Below are 20,910 nucleotides of genomic sequence, written 5' to 3'. Positions count from 1 at the left end.
TCCTCCGAACGGGGATACGCCGCACTTACCCTGAACCGACACGACACAACTAGCCGTGCGATACCGAGACCCGTCTGTACCCCGGCCGTGTTCGTTCACGGTCTTTCTGGCGCGTCGATCTAGGAATGCGACCCCGGAGCGGGTTATGTCGGTAAGATCGCTTACCGGAAGACACTTGGTAAAAACCCAAATTTCGGTAGTCGGCTCTGGCGGAAGTCGTAGACTTAAGAGTGTTCTGGGCACGACTATGGTGTGCAAACGACTACTAAATCTTAAACTTTTGTCTGATCATAAAGCGTAAGTGTTGGGGAATGCGCGTCATCACCTTTGAAGAGCCAGGCCGTGTCCGCGTCGGCCTGGAGTCGCCCGCCGAGCTCGAGCCGGGTTGCGTGCGGGTCCGCACGATCTACTCGGGCGTCTCCGCCGGCACCGAACTCACCGCCTATCGCGGCACCAATCCCTATCTCACCCGGAAGTGGGACGCGGAGCAGCGGCTGTTCCTGGAGGGACAGACGCACGCCTACCCGCTGACCGGCTGGGGCTACCAGGAGGTCGGCGAGGTGGTGGAGGCGGCGCCCGATGTCGCCGACCCACCCGTCGGTCACCTCGTCTGGGGCATCTGGGGCCACCGGGCCGAGGCGGTGGTGCCTGCCGAGAAATTGGTCGGCCACGTGCTACCGCCCGGCGCCGACCCGCTGGGCGGTGTCTTCGCCCGGGTGGGCGCGATCGCGCTCAACGCCGTGCACGCCGCCGACGTGCACCTGGGCGACCAGATCGCGATCTTCGGACAGGGCGTCATCGGCCTGCTGGCCACCCGCCTCGCCGTGCTGAGCGGCGCCCGGGTCGTGGCCGCCGACGCCATTCCGGCCCGCCTGGAGCTCTCCAGGCAGTACGGCGCGGCCGAGACGTTCGACATCACGGGCGGCTCCGTGGCCGAGTTCATCCGCAAGCGGATCGAGGGCGCCGACACCGCCATCGAGCTGAGCGGCAGCCACCTGGGCCTGCACGAGGCGATCAGGAGCGTCCGCAGGGGCGGCAGGGTCGTGGCCGGCGGCTTCTACCAGGGCGACGGCATCGGGCTCCGGCTGGGTGAGGAGTTCCACCACAACCAGGTGCAGCTCGTCTCCTCCCAGATCGGCGGCGTCGCCTCCTGGCTGTCCCAGCGCTGGGACGTCGAGCGGCTGCAGCGTACGTTCATGGACCTCGTCCACGCGGGTGAGATCGACGTGCTCGACCTGGTCAGCCACGTCATGCCCGTCGGCGACGCGCCCGGGGCCTTCGACCTGCTCGACAAGCACCCGTCCGACGTGCTCCAGCTCGTCTTCTCGTTCGAGGACGCGCCGATCGAGGGTTCACCCAAGGACGAGGATTCACCGAAAAAGGAGTCACTGTGAAGCTCGCCGTACAGGAGCAGCTTCTGCCCGGCCGTTCCCTGCAGGAGAAGTTCGCGTTCGCGACCGACGCCGGGTTCGACGCGATCGAGCTGCGGGGGAAGGGGGACTTCCACTTCGCCAACCGGCTGACCGAGCTCAAGCGGGCACTCGCCGACGGCGTGGTCATGCCGACGGTGTGTGTGGACATGCCGCACTTCATCGGTGACTTCGATCCCGCCAAGCGCATGGACGCGATCCAGCAGCTCAGGTCGCAGCTCACGGTCATCGCCGAGCTCGGCGGCGTCGGGGTGATGACGCCGGCCTCCTGGGGGCAGTTCTCGCGCCGGCTGCCGCCGTTCGAGCCGCCGCGCAGCGCCGAGGAGGACCGCGAGGTGCTCACCGAGGCGCTGGGCGTACTCGGCGAACACGCGCAGCGCAACGGCGTGCTGATCATGCTGGAGCCGCTCAACCGCTACGAGAACCACATGGTCAACACCCTCGCCGAGGCCGTCTCGTACTGCTCGATGGACTCCATCAGGGTCGTCGGCGACACCTACCACATGAACATCGAAGAGGACGATCCCTGCCGCTCGCTGATAGAGGCGGCACCCTTCCTCGCGCACATGCAGATCAGCGAGTCGAACAGGAAGGAGCCCGGCACCGGCCACCTCGACTGGAGCGCGCAACTGGCCACGCTCGACGCCCTCGGCTACGAGGGTTATCTCGCGCTCGAATGCCGTCTGAGTGGCGAGGCCGAGATCGTCCTTCCCCAGACGGCGGCCTTCATCAGGAAGTTCCTATGATCCTCCGCGACGCCGTGCGCGTGCTGGTCGCCAACTGGGACGGCAGCTACACGGTGCCCTCCCGCCGCCTCTATCCCCACCAGTGGAGCTGGGACTCCGCCTTCATCGCGATCGGCAACGCCCGCTGGTCCCCGCGCCGGGCCAGGTCGGAGCTGCTCGCCCTGTTCGGCGCCCAGTGGCGCGACGGCAGGGTGCCGCACATCGCGTTCAACCCCAAGGTGCCCGAGGGCTCCTACTTCCCCGGCCCCGAGTTCTGGGAGGCGCGGGCCCCGTCCGGCTGGAAGACCTCCGGCATCGTGCAGCCACCCGTGCACGCCCTGGCCGCCTGGCAGGTGCATCTGGCCGAGCCGAACCCGGCCTTCCTGCGCAGGATCTATCCCCGGCTGGTGGCGCAGCAGCAGTACCTGCGCACCGCGCGGCGGTCGCCCGAGGGGCTGATCTCGATCGTGCATCCGTGGGAGTCGGGCATGGACAACAGCCCGGCCTGGGACGTCCCGCTGGCCGCCGTCGAGACCGGGTCCGCCGGCGTCACGCGCAGGGACCTCACCCACGTCAGCGCCGACGAGCGGCCCACCGATCTCGACTACGAGCGCTACACCGAGCTCGCCCGTGCCTATCGCGACACCGGCTACCGCCGGGCCGGCGCGTTCTGCGTCGAGGATCCGCTGTTCAACGCCGCGTACGGCGTGGCGGAGCTGACGCTGGCGAAGATCGCGAAGGCGTGCGGCGGCGACCCGGAGCCGCACCACCGCGAGGCCGCCGCGGTCACCGCGGCCATGGTCGAGCATCTCTACGACGACGGTCTCTTCCACCCCCGCGACGTGCTCACCGGCTGCCCGATCCGCTCCAACAGCGCCGCCGGGCTGGTGCCGCTCATGCTGCCCGACCTGCCGCGCGACATCGTCAACGCGTTGATCGGCACGGCGCTCGACCGGTTCGGGCTGAAGGACGGCGTGCTGCCCAGCTTCGCGCCCGCGGCGCCGGAGTTCGACCCGGTACGCTACTGGCGCGGGCCGAGCTGGATCAACCTGACCTGGCTGGTCTGGCAGGGCCTGCGGCACCGCCGCCCCGACCTGGCGGCCCCGCTCGCCGACGGCATGATCAGGGCGGTCACGGAGTCCGGCTTCCGCGAGTACTTCGACCCGTTCAGCCTGGAGGGTCACGGTTGCCACGACTTCAGCTGGTCAGCGGCGCTCATCCTCGACGTGGCCGCGGAGCACGGCCTGGACGGAGTGCCTCCTGCGCGCGGCGAGATCAGCCAGGAACTGGGGGGCCTCGGCGAAGCCGACGACATCGGTGATCACGTGCTGACGTAGCCCGTCGCCCCGCTGTCTGAGCAGCGCGATCGTCTCGTACGACAGCCGCTCCCGATCCCAGGCGTGGGCCAGCCCGCGCGGCACCCGGCCGATCTGGGCGCAGCGCAGCGAGAGGCCGTTGTGGTGGAACTCCTCGCCCAGCCGCACCTCGTCGGCGCCGTCGGTGTAGAACGCCAGGTCGATCACCGTGCCCTGCGGTCTGCTCAATCTCAGCGCCAGGGCGAGGGCGCGGGGCCTGCCGCGACATTGGAAGACAACGTCGGCGCCGCGGTCGTTGGGCGCGTGCCGCCAGCGTCGCTTCAGCTCGACGGCCGGATCCTCCTCGAAGGTCAGGGCCTCGGCGCCGAGCGCCTCGGCGATGTCCAGCCTGGCCTGGGTCTCGTCCACGACCACGACCTCCGCCGCACCGTACGTGAGGGCGAAGGACGCCGTCAGCAGCCCGACCACGCCCGCGCCGACGACAGCCACGCGCCGCCCGCGTACGCCGTCGCCGAGCTCCCTGACATGGGGACCGTGCAGGTCGGTCGCGGCGTGCAGCAGCCCGTTCGCGCAGATCGGCCCCATGTGGGCGACGAAGACGCCGAGCATCGGGTCGAGGTCGCCGGGCAACTCCACGAACCGGTCGGTCATCGGATCGGCCACGTAGCCGGTGCGGTGGCCGTAGGCCATCGCGACCAGCGCTCCTTCGCGCACGGCCCGCGTACGTGTCTCCACTACCCTGCCCACCTGCATGTATCCGATGCCGCGCACCGGATAACCGATCGACGGGGTGCCCTCCGTGAACAGCCCGAGCACCGGATCCCAGGTCGCGGACAGGTAGGGGTTGCTGCCTTTGACGTAGGTCAGCTCGGTGCCCGCCGAGATCCCGCTGTACATGGTGGCCACCTGGAAGCCGCCGTCGGGCACGGCCGGCAGCTTCTCCTCGACCAGCGTGATCTCGCCCGGCGCCTCGATGCTCAGCACCTCACACATCGGCTGTCGTCACCGGCCTTCCCTCGGCCGCGGACCGCGCGAGGGCGAGCGCCAGCCGGTGGGTCTTCAGCGCCTCCCGGTACGGCACGCGTACATCGGCCTCCTTGCCCTGTACGGCGTCGATGAAGGTCCGGTCCACCCGCACCTTCGCCGCCCCGCCGTCCTGGACGGTGGTCTCGCCGTCCACCAGCAGCCGGTCCTCGCTCAGGTCGAGCGAGACGCCCTCGGCGTGCACCTCCAGCCCCGCCCGGTGCTTGCGCGCGAGCAGGCTGGTCGCGGCCAGCATGCCGGCGGCGCCGCCCGCGAACCGCAGCACCGCCGCCGTGGCCCGATCGACCTCCCCGTCCGTGGCGTTCTCCGCCGGTACGGCGTGCACCATCGTCACCTCGCCCACCAGGACCCTGGCGAGGTCGAGGACATGGACGGCCTGCTCGACCAGTTGGCCGCCCGACATTTCAGGCTTCAGCCACCAGCCGACCGGGGGCACCTTGTCCAGCCAGTGGCCCAGCGCCAGCCGTACCGGACGGTCGGCCAGCAGCTCACGGGCCTGGTCGACGATGTCCAGGTAACGCCAATGGTGCCCGACCGCGGAGGGCAGGCCCCGGCGGTCGATTTCGGTGGCGATCTTTTCCGCTGTGGACAGGTCAAGCGAAAGCGGCTTTTCTACAAAAATCGGGAGATTGCACTCTAGAACATCCTCTTCCGGGTTACCGTGCGCAAAAGGAGGCACGCAGATATAGACCGCGTCCAAACCGCCGGCGTCCAGAAGATCGGTATGGCTACCGTAGGCAGGGCAGCCGTGCCGAGCGCCCAGAGCCCCGGATCTTCGGGGATCTGTGTCGGCGATTCCCGCGATCGTCACGTCGGAGAAACCGGACAGCACGTCCGCGTGACGAGCGGCGACATTTCCGGCACCGATGATGCCGACCCGAGTAGTAGTAGTGGGGAACACAGTCCGGCTTATCCCACAATTACGTGGAATGAAACAAAACATGTTCGAAGATGCATTGACGGGGCAGATGTCGCCGACCTGACCAGTAAAGATCGGGGCTAACCGCATGGAGACAGATCTGCGCGCATTGGCCAAGGTCCAGGAGTGGTACGGGCCGCACTCGAGCGTGGCAGCCGAGTGGCCGGTCGACGCCCTCCTCTTGGCCAAGGGACGGGCCACGGTAAGCGTAATCTTGCCGGCCCGTGACGAAGAGCGGACAGTCGGCGACATCGTCGGCGTGATCCGTCGCGACCTCGTCGAGCGGGCACCACTCGTGGACGAGATCATCGTGGTCGACTCGAACTCCACCGACACCACCGCTGCCCGAGCGGCCGCGGCCGGGGCCCGGGTGGTGGTTCAGGACGCCGTGCTCGCGCATCTGCCGCCGCTGACCGGCAAGGGGGAGGCGCTGTGGAAGGGGCTGGCGGCCTCCAGCGGGGAGCTGATCGTGTTCGTGGACGCCGACCTGCGTAACTTCGGCGCGCACTTCGTCTCCGGGCTGCTCGGGCCGCTGCTGTTCGACAAGCGGATCCAGTTCGTCAAGGCCGCCTACGAGCGGCCCTTCACCGGCGCCGACGGGGTGTTGTCGCGCGGCGGAGGCGGGCGGGTCACCGAGCTGGTCGCGCGGCCGCTGCTCAACATGTTCTGGCCGGAGCTGGCGGGATTCGTCCAGCCGCTCGGCGGGGAGTACGCCGCCCGCCGCGAAGCGCTGGAGAAGGTGCCGTTCGTCACCGAGTACGGGGTGGAGTTCGGGCTGCTGGTGGACCTGCTGGAGCTGGTCGGGCTGGACGCGATGGCCCAGGTGGATCTGGGCGTCCGGGTGCACGGGCACCAGGCCATGCCCGCGCTGGGCCGGATGGCCGGGCAGATCATACTCACCGCCTGGTCACGGCTGGAGCGCCAGGGCCGCGTGCTGTCCGCCATTCCGCCCGAACACCGGCTGCTGCAGTTCGGGCTCGACGGGCAGGCCGACCTGGTGGACATGGCCGTGGCGGAGCGCCCGCCACTGGCCTCCCTGGCCATCGAGGGCGTGGCATGAACATCCTGGTGAACGCCGGACCGTGGCTGCCGGTGCCGCCGCCGGGCTACGGCGGAATCGAGAACGTGGTGGCCACGCTGGTCCCGGCCCTGCGCGAGCGCGGGGTGCGGGTGGTCCTGGCCTCCGTCGGATCGAGCACGCTCGAGGTGGACGAGCTGATCAGTGTCTTCGACGAAGGCCAGTTCGCCGAGCTGCAGAAGCCGTACAACCAGGTCATGGGCCTCGCCCACGCGCACCAGGCCCGCGTGGCGCTCGAACTCGGCCGCCGCGACGACCTCGACCTCGTCCACGATCACCTGGAGGTGGTCGGCCCGGCCGTGCTGTCCGCGCTCGGCGGGCTGCCCGTCCTGCACACCCTGCACTGGGACCTGCGTAAGCACGCCGCCTTCTACGGAGCGTTCCCGCGCTCGATCGCGGTCAACGGCGTCTCGGACTCCCAGCTCGCCCGCGCGCCCGCCGCGCTGCGTGCCGCCTCGCTCGGCGCCATCCACCTGGCCACCCCGCTCGCCGACCGCGACCTGCGTACCGAACGGGGCGAGCACTTCATCGCGATGGGCCGGATCTGCGGGCTCAAGGGCACGCACGTGGCGGCCAGGATCTGCCAGAAGCTCGGCCTCCCGCTGGTCCTCGCGGGCCCGGTGAGCGGCCTGAACACCCCCACCGAGCTGGAGGCCATCGTCCAGGACCCGGACCATCCGCTGAACGGCCACCCCGACGTCCGCTACCACCTGCACGCGGTCAGCCCCTATCTCGACGGCGACCTGGTCAGCTGGGTCGGCTCGGTGGGAGGCGAGACCCGCGACGAGCTGTACGCCTCGGCCCGCGCCGCCCTGTTCCCCATCCAGTGGGACGAGCCCGGCGGCACGGCCGTCGTCGAGGCCCTCGCCCTGGGGGTGCCGCCGATCGGGCTGCGCCGCGGCTGCCTGCCCGAGATCATCGACCACGGCCGGACCGGGTTCCTCGCCGACACCGAGGAGGAACTGGCCGAGTGGATGCTGCGGGTGGACGAGCTCGATCCCGAGGAGTGCCGCCGGGAGGCCCGCCGCCGCTTCTCGCCGGCCGTCATGGCCGAGCGCTACCTGGAGCTGTACGAGCAGGTCAGGAGAACCCGCGCGGCAGCACGGTGACGGGACAGGACGAGGCCCGCAGCACCTTCATCGCCAGCTCCCCGAGGAACACCCGGTGCGGCTGCGCGTCCTCACTGGCCGCGCAGATCAGCAACTCGCCGGGCAGCCATTCGAGCGTCTCCAGCGCCGCGGTCACGTCGTGCCCTTCGGCGATCTCCGCCTCCGCCTCGATCCCGGTCGACTCCCAGGCCAGCCGTACGGCCAGGGCCAGGTCGTCCCCGAGCCGGCCCGGATCGTCCGTACGCAGGTCGAGCGTGATCAGCCGGAGCGGCACGCCGAGCCTGAGCGCGGCCTGCGCGACCCGTTCGACGGCCTCGTCGCACTGCGGGCGGTGGACGTAGGCGAGCGTGAGCCGGGACGGCTCGTCCGGCGGCTGGTAGCCGGCGGGCGCCAGCATCACCGCCTCGGTCGACAGGTGGAGCAGGTGGTCGGAGGTCGCCCCGATCGAGATCCGGCCGTTCTGGCCGCCGTCCGTCGAACCGACCACGATCAGATCGGCCCTGATCCGGCTGGCCAGCACCGACAGTCCGCGCCCAGGACCTCTGCTCTCGAACGCCATGTACTCGGCCGGCGCCGGGCCCAACTCCTCCGCCGCGTGCGCCAGGTTGGCCTGCGCCTCGACCGCCAGCCCCGGGCTGCCCGGCGGGTAGATCGCGGCCACCGTGAGCTCGCCGCCGGTGATCCGCGAGATCGCGGCGCCCAGGGCGAGAGCGTCGCGTCCCCCTGACTCGCCGGTGTAGCCGACGATCACGTGCTCTCCGATCACGACTGCCTCCCTACCCGATCTCAACTGGGAATACGCGGAGCCCTGCCGGTCCTTGGCCTCTTGGACTTTCGGCCGAGGCACCGGGCGGTGATCGTTCGTAAGGTTGTGTCCATTACCCGTTCATGGATTGGACATGTGTGTACCGCGACATCGTCGACTTCGCTCTCACCACTCCCGCCTGGCTGCACACTCTCGCCGAGGTGGGCACGGACGCCGGACTGTTCGTCTTCGCCGCGCTGTTCGCGCTGTGCTGGTGGCGGGCGCGGAACGCGCCGGCGCGCGACCTGGCGATCACGATCGCCGGACCGGCCGGGGTGGTGTGCGCGTACGTTCTCAGCGAGGTCGTGAAGACGTTCGTCCAGGAGGAGCGGCCGTGCCGGGGCGGGATCGCGACGATCGCCGAGTGCCCGCCGCCGAGCGACTGGTCGTTCCCGAGCAACCACTCCGTCATCGCCGCCGGCGCCGCCGGGGCGCTCATCCTGGCCTGGCGCGCCCTGGCCTGGGTGGTGCTCCCGCTGGCGGCGGTCATGGCGTTCTCACGGGTGTTCGTCGGCGTGCACTATCCGCATGACGTCGCCGCGGGCCTCCTGATCGGCCTGGTCCTGGCCCCGCTCTGCACGCTGCTGCTGGTGGGGGCCGTCACGCCGATGGTACGGCTGGCGCGAAGCCGTCTGTCGCCGCAACGAGCCGGCTGACGATGCCCGGCTCGGTGGCGGCGTGCCCGGCGTCGTCCACCACCTCGAACCGCGCCTCCGGCCACGCCTTGTGCAGGTCCCAGGCGGTGGACATGGGCGTACAGACGTCGTGGCGGCCCTGCACGATGACGCCCGGGATATGGCGGATCCGGTCCACGTTCCTGATCAGCTGCTCGGGCTCGAACCAGCCCAGGTTCGTGAAGTAGTGGTTCTCGATCCGCGCGAACGCCAGCGCCATCTTCTCCTCGCCGAACTCCTCGACCAGCTCGGGATCGGGCCGCAGCGTGACCGTGCTGCCCTCCCACCGCGACCACGCCGTGGCCGCGGCCAGCCGCGCCTCGGGATCGTCCCCCTCCAGCCGGGCGCGGAAGGCGGCGATCAGATCACCGCGCTCCTCGACGGGGATCGGCGCGAGGAACGACTCCCATGCGTCCGGGAAGAAGTGGGAGGCGCCCTCCTGGTAGAACCAGTGGAGTTCGCCGGGTCGGAGGGTGAAGATCCCGCGCAGGACCAGTTCGGTGGTCCTGTCCGGATGCGTCTGCGCGTACGCCAGGGCCAGGCTGCTGCCCCACGACCCGCCGAACACCTGCCACCTGTCGATGCCCAGGTGCTCGCGCAGCCGTTCCATGTCGGCGACCAGATGCCAGGTGGTGTTGGCCGCCAGCGAGGTGCCCGGATCGCTGGCATGCGGCAGGCTCCGGCCGCAGTTGCGCTGGTCGAACAGGACGATGCGATAGAGCTCGGGGTTCCACTGACGGCGATGCCCCGTGCCGCAGCCACCGCCGGGTCCGCCGTGGAGCATGACCGCGGGCTTGCCGTCCGGGTTGCCGCAGACCTCCCAGTAGAGCTGGTTCCCGTCGCCCACGTCGAGCAGGCCCGAGTCGTAGGGCTCGATGGGCGGGTACAGGGTTCTCACTTGGTGCATCTTTCCCCCATCTGTCGTCGATCATCGAGAACGTAAGGTGGGCGTATGGAGCTGGTAACGATCGACGATATCCGCGCGGCGGCCGATCGCATCAGGCCGGTCGTGGTGCGGACCCCGCTGGTGCCCATGGGAGAGGTCTGGGTCAAGCCGGAGAGCCTGCAACGGGTGGGCTCGTTCAAGATCCGCGGCGCCTACAACGCCGTCGCCGCGCTGCGGCCCGCCGGGGTCGTCACCCATTCCTCCGGCAACCACGGCCAGGCGCTGGCGTACGCGGCCAAGCAGTTCGGCGTGCCGTGCGTCGTCGTGGTGCCCGAGGGGACCCCCGAGGTCAAGGCGGCGGCGATCAGGGGACACGGCGCCGAGCTGGTCGTCGTACCGCCCGAGCAGCGTCTCGTCGCGGCCCTGAAGCTGGCCGAGGAGCGGGAGCTGACCATGGTCCCGCCGTACGACCATCCGGCGGTGATCGCCGGTCAGGGCACGATCGGCCTGGAGATCGTGGCGGATCTGCCCGACGTCGAGGTGGTGGCGGTGCCGGTCAGCGGAGGCGGCCTCGCCTCGGGCATCGCCACGGCCGTCAAGGCGCTGAAGCCGGACGTCACCGTGCTGGGCGTCGAACCGGAGCTCGCGGCCGACGCGGCCGAGAGCCTGTCGGCGGGCCGCCCGGTCAGCTGGGAGCCGGCCCGGACGTTCCGTACGATCGCCGATGGGTTGCGGGCTGATCTGTCCGAGCTGACGTTCGCGCACCTGCGGGAGCGCCTCGACGGCATCGTTACCGTCTCGGAGGACGAGATCCGCCACGCCATGGGCCACCTGGCCCGTTCGGCCCGCCTGGTGGCGGAGCCGAGCGGAGCGGTCACGACGGCGGCCTACCTGTCGGGCCGCGTCCCCGAGGGCCGGACGGTGCTGGTGCTGTCCGGCGGCAACGTCAACCCGGACCTGTTCCGCGAGGTCCTGTGAGCAGCTAGGCGGTCCAGTCGTGGCGGGCGAGGAACGACCGGTCGCCGGTGGCGTACTCGTGGAAGGCCCGCTGGACCTCCGCCAGCTCGGCCACCATCGTCCGCGCCAGCGCCTCTTCCTTGTACTCCAGCTCGTAGCCGGGGGAGACCTGGATGAAGTGGCGGCCGAAGTTCACCAGTGTGACGAACGGGTTCTGCGGCGACATGGTGGCCAGCACGTCATGCACCAGCCCGAGATCCGGGTCATGCACGATCATGCCGTCGCCGGTGTGGAGCTGCATGCCCTCATAGACGCCGAGCGGTGTCACATTGTGCACGAGATCGCGCTGCGGGTCGTAGCAGACGAGCCCGTGAGCCCGCGCGACGGTGAACACCTGGGCCGACATCTCGTCCATCGTGTCGAGGTCCATCGTCACCAGCACATGTCCGGGATAGACCGTGACCACGCCGGGCAGTTCCTTGGCCACCTCCGGCACGTCGCCCGCGACGGGTTCGCTCTTCTTGACCGCGAGGTAGGCGGCCCGCGCCTGATCCCTGCTGATCGGCGCGGACTCGTCCCAGACCATCAACTCAACGCTCACCCGCTCATCTTGTCGGATAGAGCCACACTTGGTGTCACTCACCCCCGGACAAGCGGGAACGCCCATCTTCATGACCGCGTCTAGCGCGGCTTCTCGGACTCCGGAACCAGTTCCACCGTGCAATGGGCGCATCGGCGCGCCTCGATGGGGATCTCACTCAGACATTCCGGGCACTGTCTGGTCGTCGCGGCCTTGCCCTTGTCGAACAGGCTGATCAGCCGGGTCATCGGCATCACGATCAGCCAGTAGATCACCGCAGCGATGATCAGGAAGGTGAGCAGGTGGTTGAGGAAGTCGCCGTACTTGAACTGGCTCCCGTTGACGGTGAACGAGTATTCGGCGAAGTTCGGCTGCCTCCCGCCGGTGATCGCCCCGATCAGCGGTGTGATCAGGTCGGAGACCAGCGCCTGCACCAGGCCGCTGAAGGTCGCGCCGACGATCACCGCGACCGCCAGCTCGACGATGTTGCCACGTAACAGGAAATTCTTGAATCCGCCCATGGCATCGGTAAATAGCCGGGCAGGGAACGGTCAAACCTGGTGGCTAGATGATGTCGAAGGTCCCGGCTTTGATGCCGTCTCGGAAGCCTTCCCAGTCTTGCCGGGTCAACGACAGATGCGCTCCCGCGGAGTCCGTGCCGACTCGGAGGAGGACTCTGTCGGCTTGCTTCGCTACCTCCACGCAATTGCCGTTGTTGCACGAGTGCCAGGTCAGATCGCGCGGAGCCTGGGGGGAACTCATGCGGTACCTCGCAGGGGGTCGGCGGCAGGGCATGGTGCTCCGTCATGGTAACCCGACATCTCGCCCATTCTTTGAGCGATGAGGCGGATGTCACGCAAGGGGCAGGCGGCCTCCGCCCGCCCCCGTACGTCGTCGAGCGCTACCCCTTGATGCTCCCGATGAAGCTGGCCCACTCTTCAGGAGAGAACTGCAGGATGTCGCCCCCAGCCACCTTGGTGTCGCGGACGGCGATTCGACCGTTGGGAAGCACCGCCACGGCGACACAACTACCGTTGTTGCAGCGGGAAGAGACCCGCCACTTAGGCTCCAGCTGAGGATGCGAGGTCATTGTCACTCTCCTGCCTAGGAACGGCGGATCTCCTAGGAGCGCGCGCCGTGTTGATTACGACGCATGCTAAACCCCGTTTGGCAAGTGCCGTGGGTAATTTCGAACGCTTGGCGAATCGTTTTCAACCTTTGTGAGCTGCGAAGACATCGCGCTGCTCCAATATCCGTTTCCGGGAGTCGCCGGGGTCGAGTGCCGCGGCGCGAAGATGGTTCAGCACCTCCTCGAAGCGATCGAGCTGGCTGGGCTTCTCCAGGAAGATCTGGCCGGCGAGGGTGTCGAAGTAGACGGTGTTGGCCACCCCGGCACTGGGGGCGAACCTCAGCAGCATGAACGCGCTGTCGAACCCCATGTGAGCGCCGATGCTGTAGGGGACGACCTGAACGGTGACATGCGGCAGCTGGCTCAGCTCGGCGAGCTGGGTCAGCTGCGCCGCCATGATCGGCCAGCCGCCGACGTGGCGGTGCAGCGCGGATTCGTCGAGCAGGACCCAGTAGCGCGGGGGCGACGGCTTGTGCAGGGTCTCCTGGCGCTTCATGCGGACCGCCACGCGCTCATCGAGCACGTCTGCCGCGATGCGCGGCAGGAAACCCTGGATCACCGCTCTGGCGTAGTCCTCGGTCTGGAGCAGCCCCGGAATCGTGGTCGTCTCATACTCGGCGATCTCGACGGCCTCGGTCTCCAGCCCGATGAGCGGCCGGAAGCCCACGTCCTCCGAGTCCTGCCACCAGCTCAGCTGCTGCGCCTCGCGGGCGAGCGTCATCAGCTCGGTCGGGTCGGCGACCTCGTAGAGCCGGCACAGGTCGCGGACGTCGCGCAGGCTGGCCCGGCGCTGGGCCGTCTCGATGCGGCTGACCTTGGCGGGGGAGCAGAGCAGTTGCTCGGCGACCTCGGCGATGCTCAGGCCGGCCTCGGCGCGCATTTCGCGTAGTCGCTTGGCCAGCTGCCGCTGGCGCAGGGTGGGGTTGGCCATCATCCCTCATCCATCTGTGCGGCGCGGTCGGCCGATCACCTCTTCGTGACGCCGTGCCGAGATCCTATGCCCAGCTGACGGTGATTGCCTACGGCATGTGAGTAAGGCAAACGTCACCGACATGTTCCACTGGCAATTGCCATAGGCATGCGCATTGCGGGTAAACAACCACCGAAGACAAAGAAGGAGGACGTGATGCCCGTAGGAGGACTCACCCGGTCCCGGACCTGTGCAGGGACCAAGACGCGAAGCTGGACCGGTGTAGCCGCACCGGCCCAGCTGAAGAACGATCATCCCCCACTGCCAGAGCAGAAGGACGATCCACCATGGATGTTAGCAACATAACCAGAAAATCGACCGTTCGTAATCCCGTCCGTCGCCTTCTGGCCGGCCTGCTCGAAGTCCTCGACGCCTGGGCGTTCGCCGAGCTGGATGCCAGGGCCAGGGGACAGGGCTGGCAGGTGCGCCGGCCGGCCCCGCTCATGAGGGTCTATCGCGCCCCCGAGTTCGACACCTACGTACGCTGTGCCGCCTGCGAGGGCGAAGGCGTCACCAGGCGGGGTCTGTGCCGCGCCTGCCTGGGGTTGGGCAGAGTGCGGCGATGAACCGGCCGCTCCTGGACGCACTGAACCGTGCCACCACCCCCATATCACGGCCGAATCCCCTGGTCGTGCTCTGGCGGTGGCGGTATGAGGTCGCGACGGTCGTCTGTCTGCCACTCCTCATCTACCTGATCGTCACCTCGTTCGGTCCCATCTCCCTGGCGGTGGTAGCCGTGCCCGCCGTGGTCGTCCTCTGGCCGCCCGCGCGGTCAGGGGCGTGGGGGCGGATCCGGTGCGTGGTCACCGCGCACCGGATCCGTGTCGGCCTCGTCGAGGCGTACGTCGTCAACAGGCGGGGCAAGATCCCGGTCATCGTGTGGTGCGCGCCGGCTCCGTTCGGCGAGCGCGTCTGGGTGTGGTGCCGGGCCGGGACCACACCTTCGGCCATCGAGCAGGGCCGGGAGGTCATCGCGGCCGCCTGCTGGGCGAGCGAGGTGGTCGTCCGGCCGCGCGCGGGCAGCCCGCACTGGGTGCTGCTCGAAGTCATCCGGCAGGGGCGTTCCGTACGAATCCTGCCTGAGGAGCCTCGGTCGGCCAGAGGCATGCTGTGAACGTGGGCCGCTTCTGATACCGCGCCGTCAGAGGCGGCCCGCCAGGCAAAAAGCGTGCAAAGCCGTCTTATGGGAAGGACCTGTTGATCCGCCATGCCGGGCGGCTCCTTCGAGGCTGGGCTTGTCGGGCGAAGCGAGGGAACGGAACATGGGAAAGACGGCAAGGGAGCCTCGATGATCGAAATCTGGCCGGGAGACCCCTATCCTCTCGGGGCGACCTATGACGGGGCGGGCACCAACTTCTCCCTCTATACGGAGGCCGCGTACAAGGTTGAGCTCTGTCTGTTCTCCGAGGACAACATCGAGTCCAGGGTTCCGCTCGCCGAGGTGGACGGGTTCATCTGGCACGGCTACCTGCCGGGCATCGGGCCGGGGCAGCGCTACGGCTATCGCGTCCACGGGCCCTACGAGCCGGCGCAGGGGCTGCGGTGCAATCCGGCCAAGCTGCTGCTCGACCCGTACGCGATGGCGATCGAGGGTGGCGTCACCTGGAACGAGGCAGTCTACGGCTACCCTTTCGGGCAGCCCGACGCGCGCAATGACGCCGACTCGGCGCCCTATGTCCCCCGCTCTATCGTGATAAATCCATTCTTCGGGTGGGGACACGACAGGCCGCCCGCGACGCCGTACCACGACACGGTGATCTACGAGGCGCACGTACGCGGCCTGACCATCAGCAATCCGAAGATCCCCGAGCATGTACGCGGCACCTACGCGGCACTCGGTCACCCGGAGATCATCGATCACCTCACCAAGCTCGGCGTGACGGCGATCGAACTCATGCCCGTCCATCAGTACGTCACCGACGACATCCTGGAGCAGCGCGGGCTGTCCAACTACTGGGGCTACAACTCGATCGGCTTCTTCGCGCCGCACAACCGCTACTCCAGCCAGGGGCAGCGGGGCGGCCAGGTGCTGGAGTTCAAGGCCATGGTGCGGGCGCTGCACGAGGCGGGGATCGAGGTCATCCTCGACGTCGTCTACAACCACACGGCCGAGGGCAACCATCTCGGCCCGACGCTGTCGTTCCGGGGCATCGACAACCCCGACTACTACCGGCTGGTCGACGGCGACAAGCGTTACTACCTGGACACCACGGGCACCGGCAACAGCCTGCTCATGCGTTCGCCCCACGTACTCCAGATGATCATGGATTCGCTCCGCTACTGGGTCATCGAGATGCACGTCGACGGGTTCCGCTTCGACCTGGCCTCGACCCTGGCCAGGGAGCTGCACGAGGTCGACCGGCTGAGCTCGTTCTTCGACCTGGTCCAGCAGGACCCGGTGCTGTCGCAGATCAAGCTCATCGCCGAGCCGTGGGACCTGGGGCCGGGCGGTTACCAGGTCGGCAACTTCCCGTCGCGATGGACGGAGTGGAACGGCCGCTACCGCGACACCATCCGCGACCTGTGGCGCGGACAGCCCGCGACGCTGCCCGAGTTCGGCTCCAGGTTCACCGGCTCCAGCGACCTCTACCTGGACGACAGTCGCCGGCCCGCCGCCTCGATCAACTTCGTCACCTGCCACGACGGCTTCACCCTGCAGGACCTGGTCTCGTACGACGGCAAGCACAACGAGGCCAACAAGGAGGGCAACCGCGACGGCACCGACGACAACCGGTCCTGGAACTGCGGTGCGGAGGGTCCGGCGGGCCTGGCCATCGAGTCGCTGCGCGAGCAGCAGAAACGCAACTTCCTGACCACGCTCTTCCTGTCGCAGGGCGTGCCGATGCTGTCCCATGGCGACGAACTGGGCCGTACCCAGCACGGCAACAACAACGGCTACTGCCAGGACAACGAACTGACCTGGGTCGACTGGTCCGACGTCAGGGAGAACTGGCTGCTCCTGGAGTTCACCCAGCGCCTGGCCGCGCTGCGTAAGAAGCATCCGGTGTTCCGGCGCAGGCGCTTCTTCTACGGCAAGCCGGTGCGGGGCCTGAACGACATCGCATGGCTCACGCCGACGGGGGAGGAAATGACGGACGACGACTGGAATGTCGGATACGCCAAGTCACTGGCCGTCTTCCTCAACGGCGAGGCGATCACCGAGCCCGACAGGCGCGGCCGGCCGATCAGGGACGACTCGTTCCTGCTGCTGTTCAACGCCCACAACGAGACGATCCAGTTCACGATCCCCAAGGATTATGGCGAGATGTGGCAGACCGAGATCGACACCGCCATGCCGATCTTCCTGGAGGTCCGGATGAGCCGAGCGGGGGAAGGGGTCGCGGTGCCTGGTCGCAGCGTACGGGTGCTCCGGCGTGTCTAGGCCGGTCTCGACCTATCGGGTCCAGCTGACGCCCGCCTTCGGGTTCGCCCAGGTGGGGGAGATCGCCGGTTATCTGCGGGATCTGGGCGTCAGCCACGTCTACCTGTCGCCGATCCTGCAGGCGACGCCCGGCTCGCTGCACGGCTATGACGTCACGGACCACTCCCGGATCCGGGAGGAGTTCGGCGGCGCCAAGGGGTTCCGCGAGATGGCCGAGCTGCTGGCCGCGCAGGATCTCGGCATCATCCTCGACATCGTGCCCAACCACATGAACACCACGAACGCCCAGTTCTGGTCCGTGCTCGCCGAAGGCCCGGCCTCGCCGTACGCCCGCTGGTTCGACATCGACTGGGACGGCGGGAAGGTGGCGCTGCCGGTGCTCGGCGACGACGTCGAGCCGGTGGTCGACGGCGACGTGCTGCGCTACCACGAGCACGTGTTCCCCCACCCCGGGCACTATCGGCTGGTCGACTGGCGTCAGGGGCCGGGCTACCGGCGCTTCTTCGACGTGTCGTCGCTCATCGGGCTGCGCGTCGAGGACCCGGAGGTGCTCTTCGCCACCCATGAGGTGATCTTCTGGCTGCTCGACGAGGGCCTGGTCGACGGGCTGCGCGTCGACCATCCGGACGGGCTGGCCGATCCGCGCGGCTACCTCGAACGGCTGCGTGCCAGGTCCGGCGGCGCCTGGACGGTCGTGGAGAAGATCCTCATCGGCGAGGAACGGCTGCCCGAGGACTGGGCCTGCGAGGGCACCACCGGCTACGAGGTCCTGAACCGGATCAACGGCCTGTTCGTCGATCCGGCCGGCGAGGCGCCGCTGGTCGAGCTGTTCACCCGGCTGACCGGCCAGCCGGCCGACTTCCGGCCGGTGATGGCCGAGGCCAAGCGCGAGGTGATCGAGCTGTTCTTCGGCGCCGAGATCCGGCGCCTGGCCCGCGCCGCCGGCTGCGCGCCCGCCGCGGTCGCCGAGCTGCTCGCCGCGATGCCGGTGTACCGGGCGTACATGGCGCCGGGCGAGCCGCCTCCGCCCGAATCGGTGGAGATCGTCGAACGGGCCGCCGCCGAATGCTCGCCCGCCGTGCAACCGTTCGTCCAGCAGGTCCTGTACGGCCCGGCCGACGTGATCACCCGGTTCCAGCAGACCTGCGGTCCGGTCATGGCCAAGGGGGTCGAGGACACGGCGCTGTACCGGTGGTTCCCCCTGTCGTGCCTGAACGAGGTCGGCGGCGATCCGGACCTGTTCGGCGTTCCGGTGGCGGACTTCCACGCGTTCTGCCGCGAGCTGCGGCCGCACACGATGACCACGCTGTCCACCCACGACACCAAGCGGTCGGAGGACGTACGGGCTCGGCTGTCCGTGCTGTCGGAGCTGCCCGGCGAGTGGGCCCAGGCGGTGTCCGAATGGTCGGCGGCCGTGAGCTTCGACCCGCGGCTCGACTACCTGGCCTGGCAGAACCTCATGGCGGCCTGGCCGATCTCCGCCGAGCGGTTCGCGGATTATCTGCTCAAGGCGGCTCGGGAGGCGAAGACCGCCATCTCCTGGATAAAGCCGGATCAGGGGTACGAGCAGCGGCTGCGCGACTTCGCGGCCGCGGCCGTGAAGCTGCCGGTGGGCGAGTTCACCGAGCGCATCGACGCCTTCGCCATGGCCAACTCGCTCGGGGCCAAGCTCGTCCAGCTGATGATGCCGGGGGTGCCGGACGTCTATCAGGGCAATGAGCAGACCGATTTCTCCCTGGTCGATCCGGACAACCGGCGCCCTGTGACGTTCGGGCGCTCGCCGATGTCCCGCTGGGACGCGGCCAAGCTCGCCGTGACGACCCAGGCGCTGCGGCTGCGCCGCCGGCTCGACCCCGCCGCGCCGTACACGCCGATCCTGGCGGACGGAGAGGCGGCGGAGCACGCGATCGCCTTCGCCCGCGGCGACGACCCGCCGCAGGCGGTCGCGGTCGCCACACGGCTCCCCGTCCGGCTGGCCCGCCGAGCGCAAGCCGAGGAGGTACAGGCCGGCGAGCGGGAGATGTGCCTCGGCTGGGGCGGCACCACGCTGACCCTGCCGACCGGCACCTGGCGCGAACTGCTCACCGGCGGCCTCTACACCGGCCGCATCCCCCTCGCTCACCTGCTCGCCCGATACCCTGTCGCCCTGCTGGAGAGACATGATCTTTGAGGTGTGGGCACCGAACGCCGCGACCGTGGAGGTCGATGTCTTCGACGGCCGCCGGGCGATGAGTGCCGGTGAGGGCGGCTGGTGGTCGGCCGACGTGCCCGAGGCCGGGCACGGGACCCTTTACCGGTACGTACTCGACGGCGAGGGCCCCTACCCCGACCCCCGCTCCCGCCGCCAGCCCGACGGCGTCTTCGGGCCCAGCGCCGTCTACGACCACGCGCGCTACACCTGGGCCGACCACGAGTGGACCGGCCGTGACCTGCGCGGCGCGGTGGTCTACGAGCTGCACATCGGCACGTTCACCCAGACCGGCACGTTCGAGGCGGCCATCGAGAAGCTGCCGCACCTCGTCGAGCTGTCCGTCGACTTCGTGGAGGTCATGCCGGTGGCCCCGGTGCCCGGCGGGCGCAACTGGGGCTACGACGGAGTGGACCTGTACGCGGTCAACGAGACGTACGGCGGCCCTGACGGGCTCAAGTCGTTCGTCGACGCCTGCCACCGCGCCGGCATCGGCGTCATCCTCGACGTCGTCTACAACCACTTGGGACCATCCGGGAACTTCCTGCACCCGTTCGGGCCCTATTTCGCCGGATTCGAGGGCAGCTACTGGGGCGAGGCGGTGAATCTCGACGGGCCGGGGTCCAACGAGGTGCGCCGCTACTTCATCGAGAACGCGGTGCAGTGGCTGCGCGACTACCACATCGACGGGCTGCGCCTCGACGCCGTGCACGCGCTGCACGACAGGCGGGCCACACACCTGCTGGCCGAGCTGTCCGACCAGGTGGACGCGCTGTCCTGCGCGGTGGGCCGGCCCCTGTCGCTCATCGCCGAGTCCGACCTGAACGACCCCCGCATGGTCCGCTCCCGCGACGCGGGCGGGCTGGGCATGACCGCGCAGTGGGACGACGACGTCCACCACGCCTTGCACTGCGCGGTGAGCGGCGAGAGCCACGGCTACTACGCCGACTTCACCAACCTGTCCACGCTGGCCAAGGCGCTGACCGGCGGCGTCGTACACGACGGTGGCTGGTCGAGCTTCCGCGGCCGCACGCACGGCGCGCCGTTCGCCGGAGTGCCCGGTCACCGGCTGGTCGCCTGCCTGCAGAACCACGACCAGATCGGCAACCGCCCGCTGGGCGACAGACTGCCGGTCTCCGCGCTCAAACTCGGCGCCGGGCTGCTGCTGACCTCGCCGTTCACTCCGATGCTGTTCATGGGGGAGGAGTGGGGGGCCGGTACGCCATTCCTGTTCTTCTCCGACCACGTCGACGCGCAGCTGCGGGAGAGCGAGGGCGGGCGTCGGGAACGGGAGTTCGACGGGTTCGGGTACGCCTGGGACGCGCCTGATCCGTCGCGGGTGGAGACGTTCCTGCGGTCCAAGCTTGATTGGGATGAGGTGAAGCAGGAGGTTCACTGGTCGTTGCTCTGCTGGTATCGGGACCTGATCGCGCTGCGTAAGGCGCTGCCTGAGCTGTCGGATCCGCGGTTCGATGGGGTTCGGGTGGAGTTCGATCCGTTGGGGAAGTGGCTGGTCATGTGGCGGGGGTCGCTGTGCGTCACCGTCAATTTTGGAGAGGATTCTGGTATTTTGCCGGTTTCTGTGGGGGCTGTGCTGTTGGCCTCTGATGAGCCGGTCGCTGCTGGTGAGGAGGGTGTCTGGCTGCCGGGGCAGACGTTGGCGATCTTCAGATCGGCGCCCTGACCTTTGCCCACAGATTTTTGTCCACAGTCGTGAG

Annotated in this window: 20 protein-coding genes and 1 pseudogene; 12 read left to right on the top strand and 9 right to left on the bottom strand. The window is 68.8% G+C overall.

Translation table 11 applies throughout. From position 1 onward, the window contains the following. The first annotated feature begins 311 nt into the window (after nt 1-311). The 3 genes and pseudogenes from KME78_RS01590 to KME78_RS67815 form a co-directional block, all read left to right on the top strand. On the top strand, nt 312-1,394 hold the full coding sequence (locus tag KME78_RS01590) for a zinc-binding dehydrogenase (RefSeq protein WP_219526875.1): 1,083 nt from the start codon (nt 312-314) through the stop codon (nt 1,392-1,394). Continuing rightward, complete coding sequence (locus KME78_RS01585) at nt 1,391-2,176, top strand: sugar phosphate isomerase/epimerase family protein (protein WP_219526874.1); 786 nt, start codon at nt 1,391-1,393, stop codon at nt 2,174-2,176. The genes KME78_RS01590 and KME78_RS01585 overlap by 4 nt, the downstream gene beginning before the upstream one ends. Beyond that, nucleotides 2,107-3,351, top strand: a pseudogene (locus tag KME78_RS67815) (MGH1-like glycoside hydrolase domain-containing protein); the annotation flags it as partial. The gene KME78_RS01585 and the pseudogene KME78_RS67815, both read left to right, overlap by 70 nt. A gap of 9 nt (nt 3,352-3,360) precedes the next feature. On the opposite strand, the gene KME78_RS01580 reads toward KME78_RS67815, so the two are convergent. Next, nucleotides 3,361-4,464 (bottom strand): zinc-dependent alcohol dehydrogenase, encoded by a 1,104-nt coding sequence (locus tag KME78_RS01580; RefSeq protein ID WP_219526873.1) that lies wholly within the window; start codon nt 4,462-4,464, stop codon nt 3,361-3,363. Then, on the bottom strand, nt 4,457-5,458 hold the full coding sequence (locus KME78_RS01575; RefSeq protein WP_246650270.1) for a Gfo/Idh/MocA family protein: 1,002 nt from the start codon (nt 5,456-5,458) through the stop codon (nt 4,457-4,459). The genes KME78_RS01580 and KME78_RS01575 overlap by 8 nt, the downstream gene beginning before the upstream one ends. Nucleotides 5,459-5,522: 64 nt before the next feature. Between KME78_RS01575 and KME78_RS01570 the strand changes: the two genes are divergently transcribed. Then, nucleotides 5,523-6,494 (top strand): glucosyl-3-phosphoglycerate synthase, encoded by a 972-nt coding sequence (locus KME78_RS01570; RefSeq protein WP_219526871.1) that lies wholly within the window; start codon nt 5,523-5,525, stop codon nt 6,492-6,494. Then, nucleotides 6,491-7,621, top strand: a complete 1,131-nt coding sequence (locus KME78_RS01565) for a glycosyltransferase (RefSeq protein WP_219526870.1) — start codon at nt 6,491-6,493, stop codon at nt 7,619-7,621. Before KME78_RS01570 ends, KME78_RS01565 begins: the two co-directional genes overlap by 4 nt. Here the strand turns inward: KME78_RS01565 and KME78_RS01560 are convergent. Beyond that, complete coding sequence (locus tag KME78_RS01560) at nt 7,593-8,387, bottom strand: universal stress protein (protein ID WP_308126768.1); 795 nt, start codon at nt 8,385-8,387, stop codon at nt 7,593-7,595. The genes KME78_RS01565 and KME78_RS01560 overlap by 29 nt on opposite strands. Before the next feature lie 137 nt (nt 8,388-8,524). Here KME78_RS01560 and KME78_RS01555 point away from each other — a divergent pair, with 137 nt between their 5' ends. Further along, complete coding sequence (locus KME78_RS01555) at nt 8,525-9,082, top strand: phosphatase PAP2 family protein (RefSeq protein ID WP_219526869.1); 558 nt, start codon at nt 8,525-8,527, stop codon at nt 9,080-9,082. On the opposite strand, the gene pip is transcribed toward KME78_RS01555, so the two are convergent. Then, nucleotides 9,027-9,998 carry a prolyl aminopeptidase gene (gene pip / locus KME78_RS01550; protein WP_219526868.1) on the bottom strand — a complete coding sequence of 324 codons (972 nt, stop codon included), beginning with the start codon at nt 9,996-9,998 and terminating at the stop codon, nt 9,027-9,029. The two genes, KME78_RS01555 and pip, sit on opposite strands and share 56 nt — an antisense overlap. Before the next feature lie 54 nt (nt 9,999-10,052). Here pip and KME78_RS01545 point away from each other — a divergent pair, with 54 nt between their 5' ends. Then, complete coding sequence (locus KME78_RS01545; protein WP_219526867.1) at nt 10,053-10,964, top strand: threonine ammonia-lyase; 912 nt, start codon at nt 10,053-10,055, stop codon at nt 10,962-10,964. Between the two features lie 4 nt (nt 10,965-10,968). Here the strand turns inward: KME78_RS01545 and KME78_RS01540 are convergent, their stop codons facing one another. The 5 genes from KME78_RS01540 to KME78_RS01520 all read right to left on the bottom strand — a co-directional run bounded on the left by KME78_RS01540 (nt 10,969) and on the right by KME78_RS01520 (nt 13,586). Continuing rightward, complete coding sequence (locus KME78_RS01540; protein ID WP_308126767.1) at nt 10,969-11,544, bottom strand: hypothetical protein; 576 nt, start codon at nt 11,542-11,544, stop codon at nt 10,969-10,971. An 80-nt stretch (nt 11,545-11,624) separates the two neighbouring features. Then, nucleotides 11,625-12,044 (bottom strand): large conductance mechanosensitive channel protein MscL, encoded by a 420-nt coding sequence (gene mscL / locus KME78_RS01535; protein WP_219526866.1) that lies wholly within the window; start codon nt 12,042-12,044, stop codon nt 11,625-11,627. 43 nt (nt 12,045-12,087) lie between these two features. Beyond that, nucleotides 12,088-12,285: a DUF397 domain-containing protein gene (locus KME78_RS67810; protein WP_219526865.1), complete on the bottom strand. Its 198-nt coding sequence runs from the start codon at nt 12,283-12,285 to the stop codon at nt 12,088-12,090. Between the two features lie 139 nt (nt 12,286-12,424). Continuing rightward, complete coding sequence (locus tag KME78_RS01525) at nt 12,425-12,613, bottom strand: DUF397 domain-containing protein (RefSeq protein ID WP_219526864.1); 189 nt, start codon at nt 12,611-12,613, stop codon at nt 12,425-12,427. Nucleotides 12,614-12,734: 121 nt separating this feature from the next. Continuing rightward, complete coding sequence (locus tag KME78_RS01520) at nt 12,735-13,586, bottom strand: helix-turn-helix domain-containing protein (protein ID WP_246650118.1); 852 nt, start codon at nt 13,584-13,586, stop codon at nt 12,735-12,737. Nucleotides 13,587-13,909: 323 nt separating this feature from the next. Between KME78_RS01520 and KME78_RS01515 the strand changes: the two genes are divergently transcribed. From KME78_RS01515 to treZ, 5 genes are all read left to right on the top strand, one after another. Next, nucleotides 13,910-14,188 (top strand): hypothetical protein, encoded by a 279-nt coding sequence (locus tag KME78_RS01515; protein WP_219526863.1) that lies wholly within the window; start codon nt 13,910-13,912, stop codon nt 14,186-14,188. Beyond that, the gene (locus tag KME78_RS01510; protein ID WP_219526862.1) at nt 14,185-14,736 is read left to right on the top strand and encodes a hypothetical protein; all 552 of its coding nucleotides are present in this window, start codon (nt 14,185-14,187) and stop codon (nt 14,734-14,736) included. The genes KME78_RS01515 and KME78_RS01510 overlap by 4 nt, the downstream gene beginning before the upstream one ends. 174 nt (nt 14,737-14,910) lie before the next feature. Then, nucleotides 14,911-17,004 (top strand): glycogen debranching protein GlgX, encoded by a 2,094-nt coding sequence (gene glgX / locus KME78_RS01505; protein ID WP_219526861.1) that lies wholly within the window; start codon nt 14,911-14,913, stop codon nt 17,002-17,004. Next, the gene (gene treY, locus KME78_RS01500) at nt 16,997-19,174 is read left to right on the top strand and encodes a malto-oligosyltrehalose synthase (RefSeq protein ID WP_219526860.1); all 2,178 of its coding nucleotides are present in this window, start codon (nt 16,997-16,999) and stop codon (nt 19,172-19,174) included. Before glgX ends, treY begins: the two co-directional genes overlap by 8 nt. Beyond that, entirely contained in the window at nt 19,164-20,876 is a 1,713-nt protein-coding gene (gene treZ / locus KME78_RS01495; protein ID WP_219526859.1) for a malto-oligosyltrehalose trehalohydrolase, read from the top strand. Before treY ends, treZ begins: the two co-directional genes overlap by 11 nt. Nucleotides 20,877-20,910 lie beyond the last annotated feature (34 nt).

The organism is Nonomuraea guangzhouensis (assembly GCF_019396345.1).
Taxonomy (GTDB): domain Bacteria; phylum Actinomycetota; class Actinomycetes; order Streptosporangiales; family Streptosporangiaceae; genus Nonomuraea; species Nonomuraea guangzhouensis.
The sequence above is the reverse complement of the archived record's forward strand: the minus strand, read 5'-3'. Positions and strand labels throughout refer to the sequence as shown.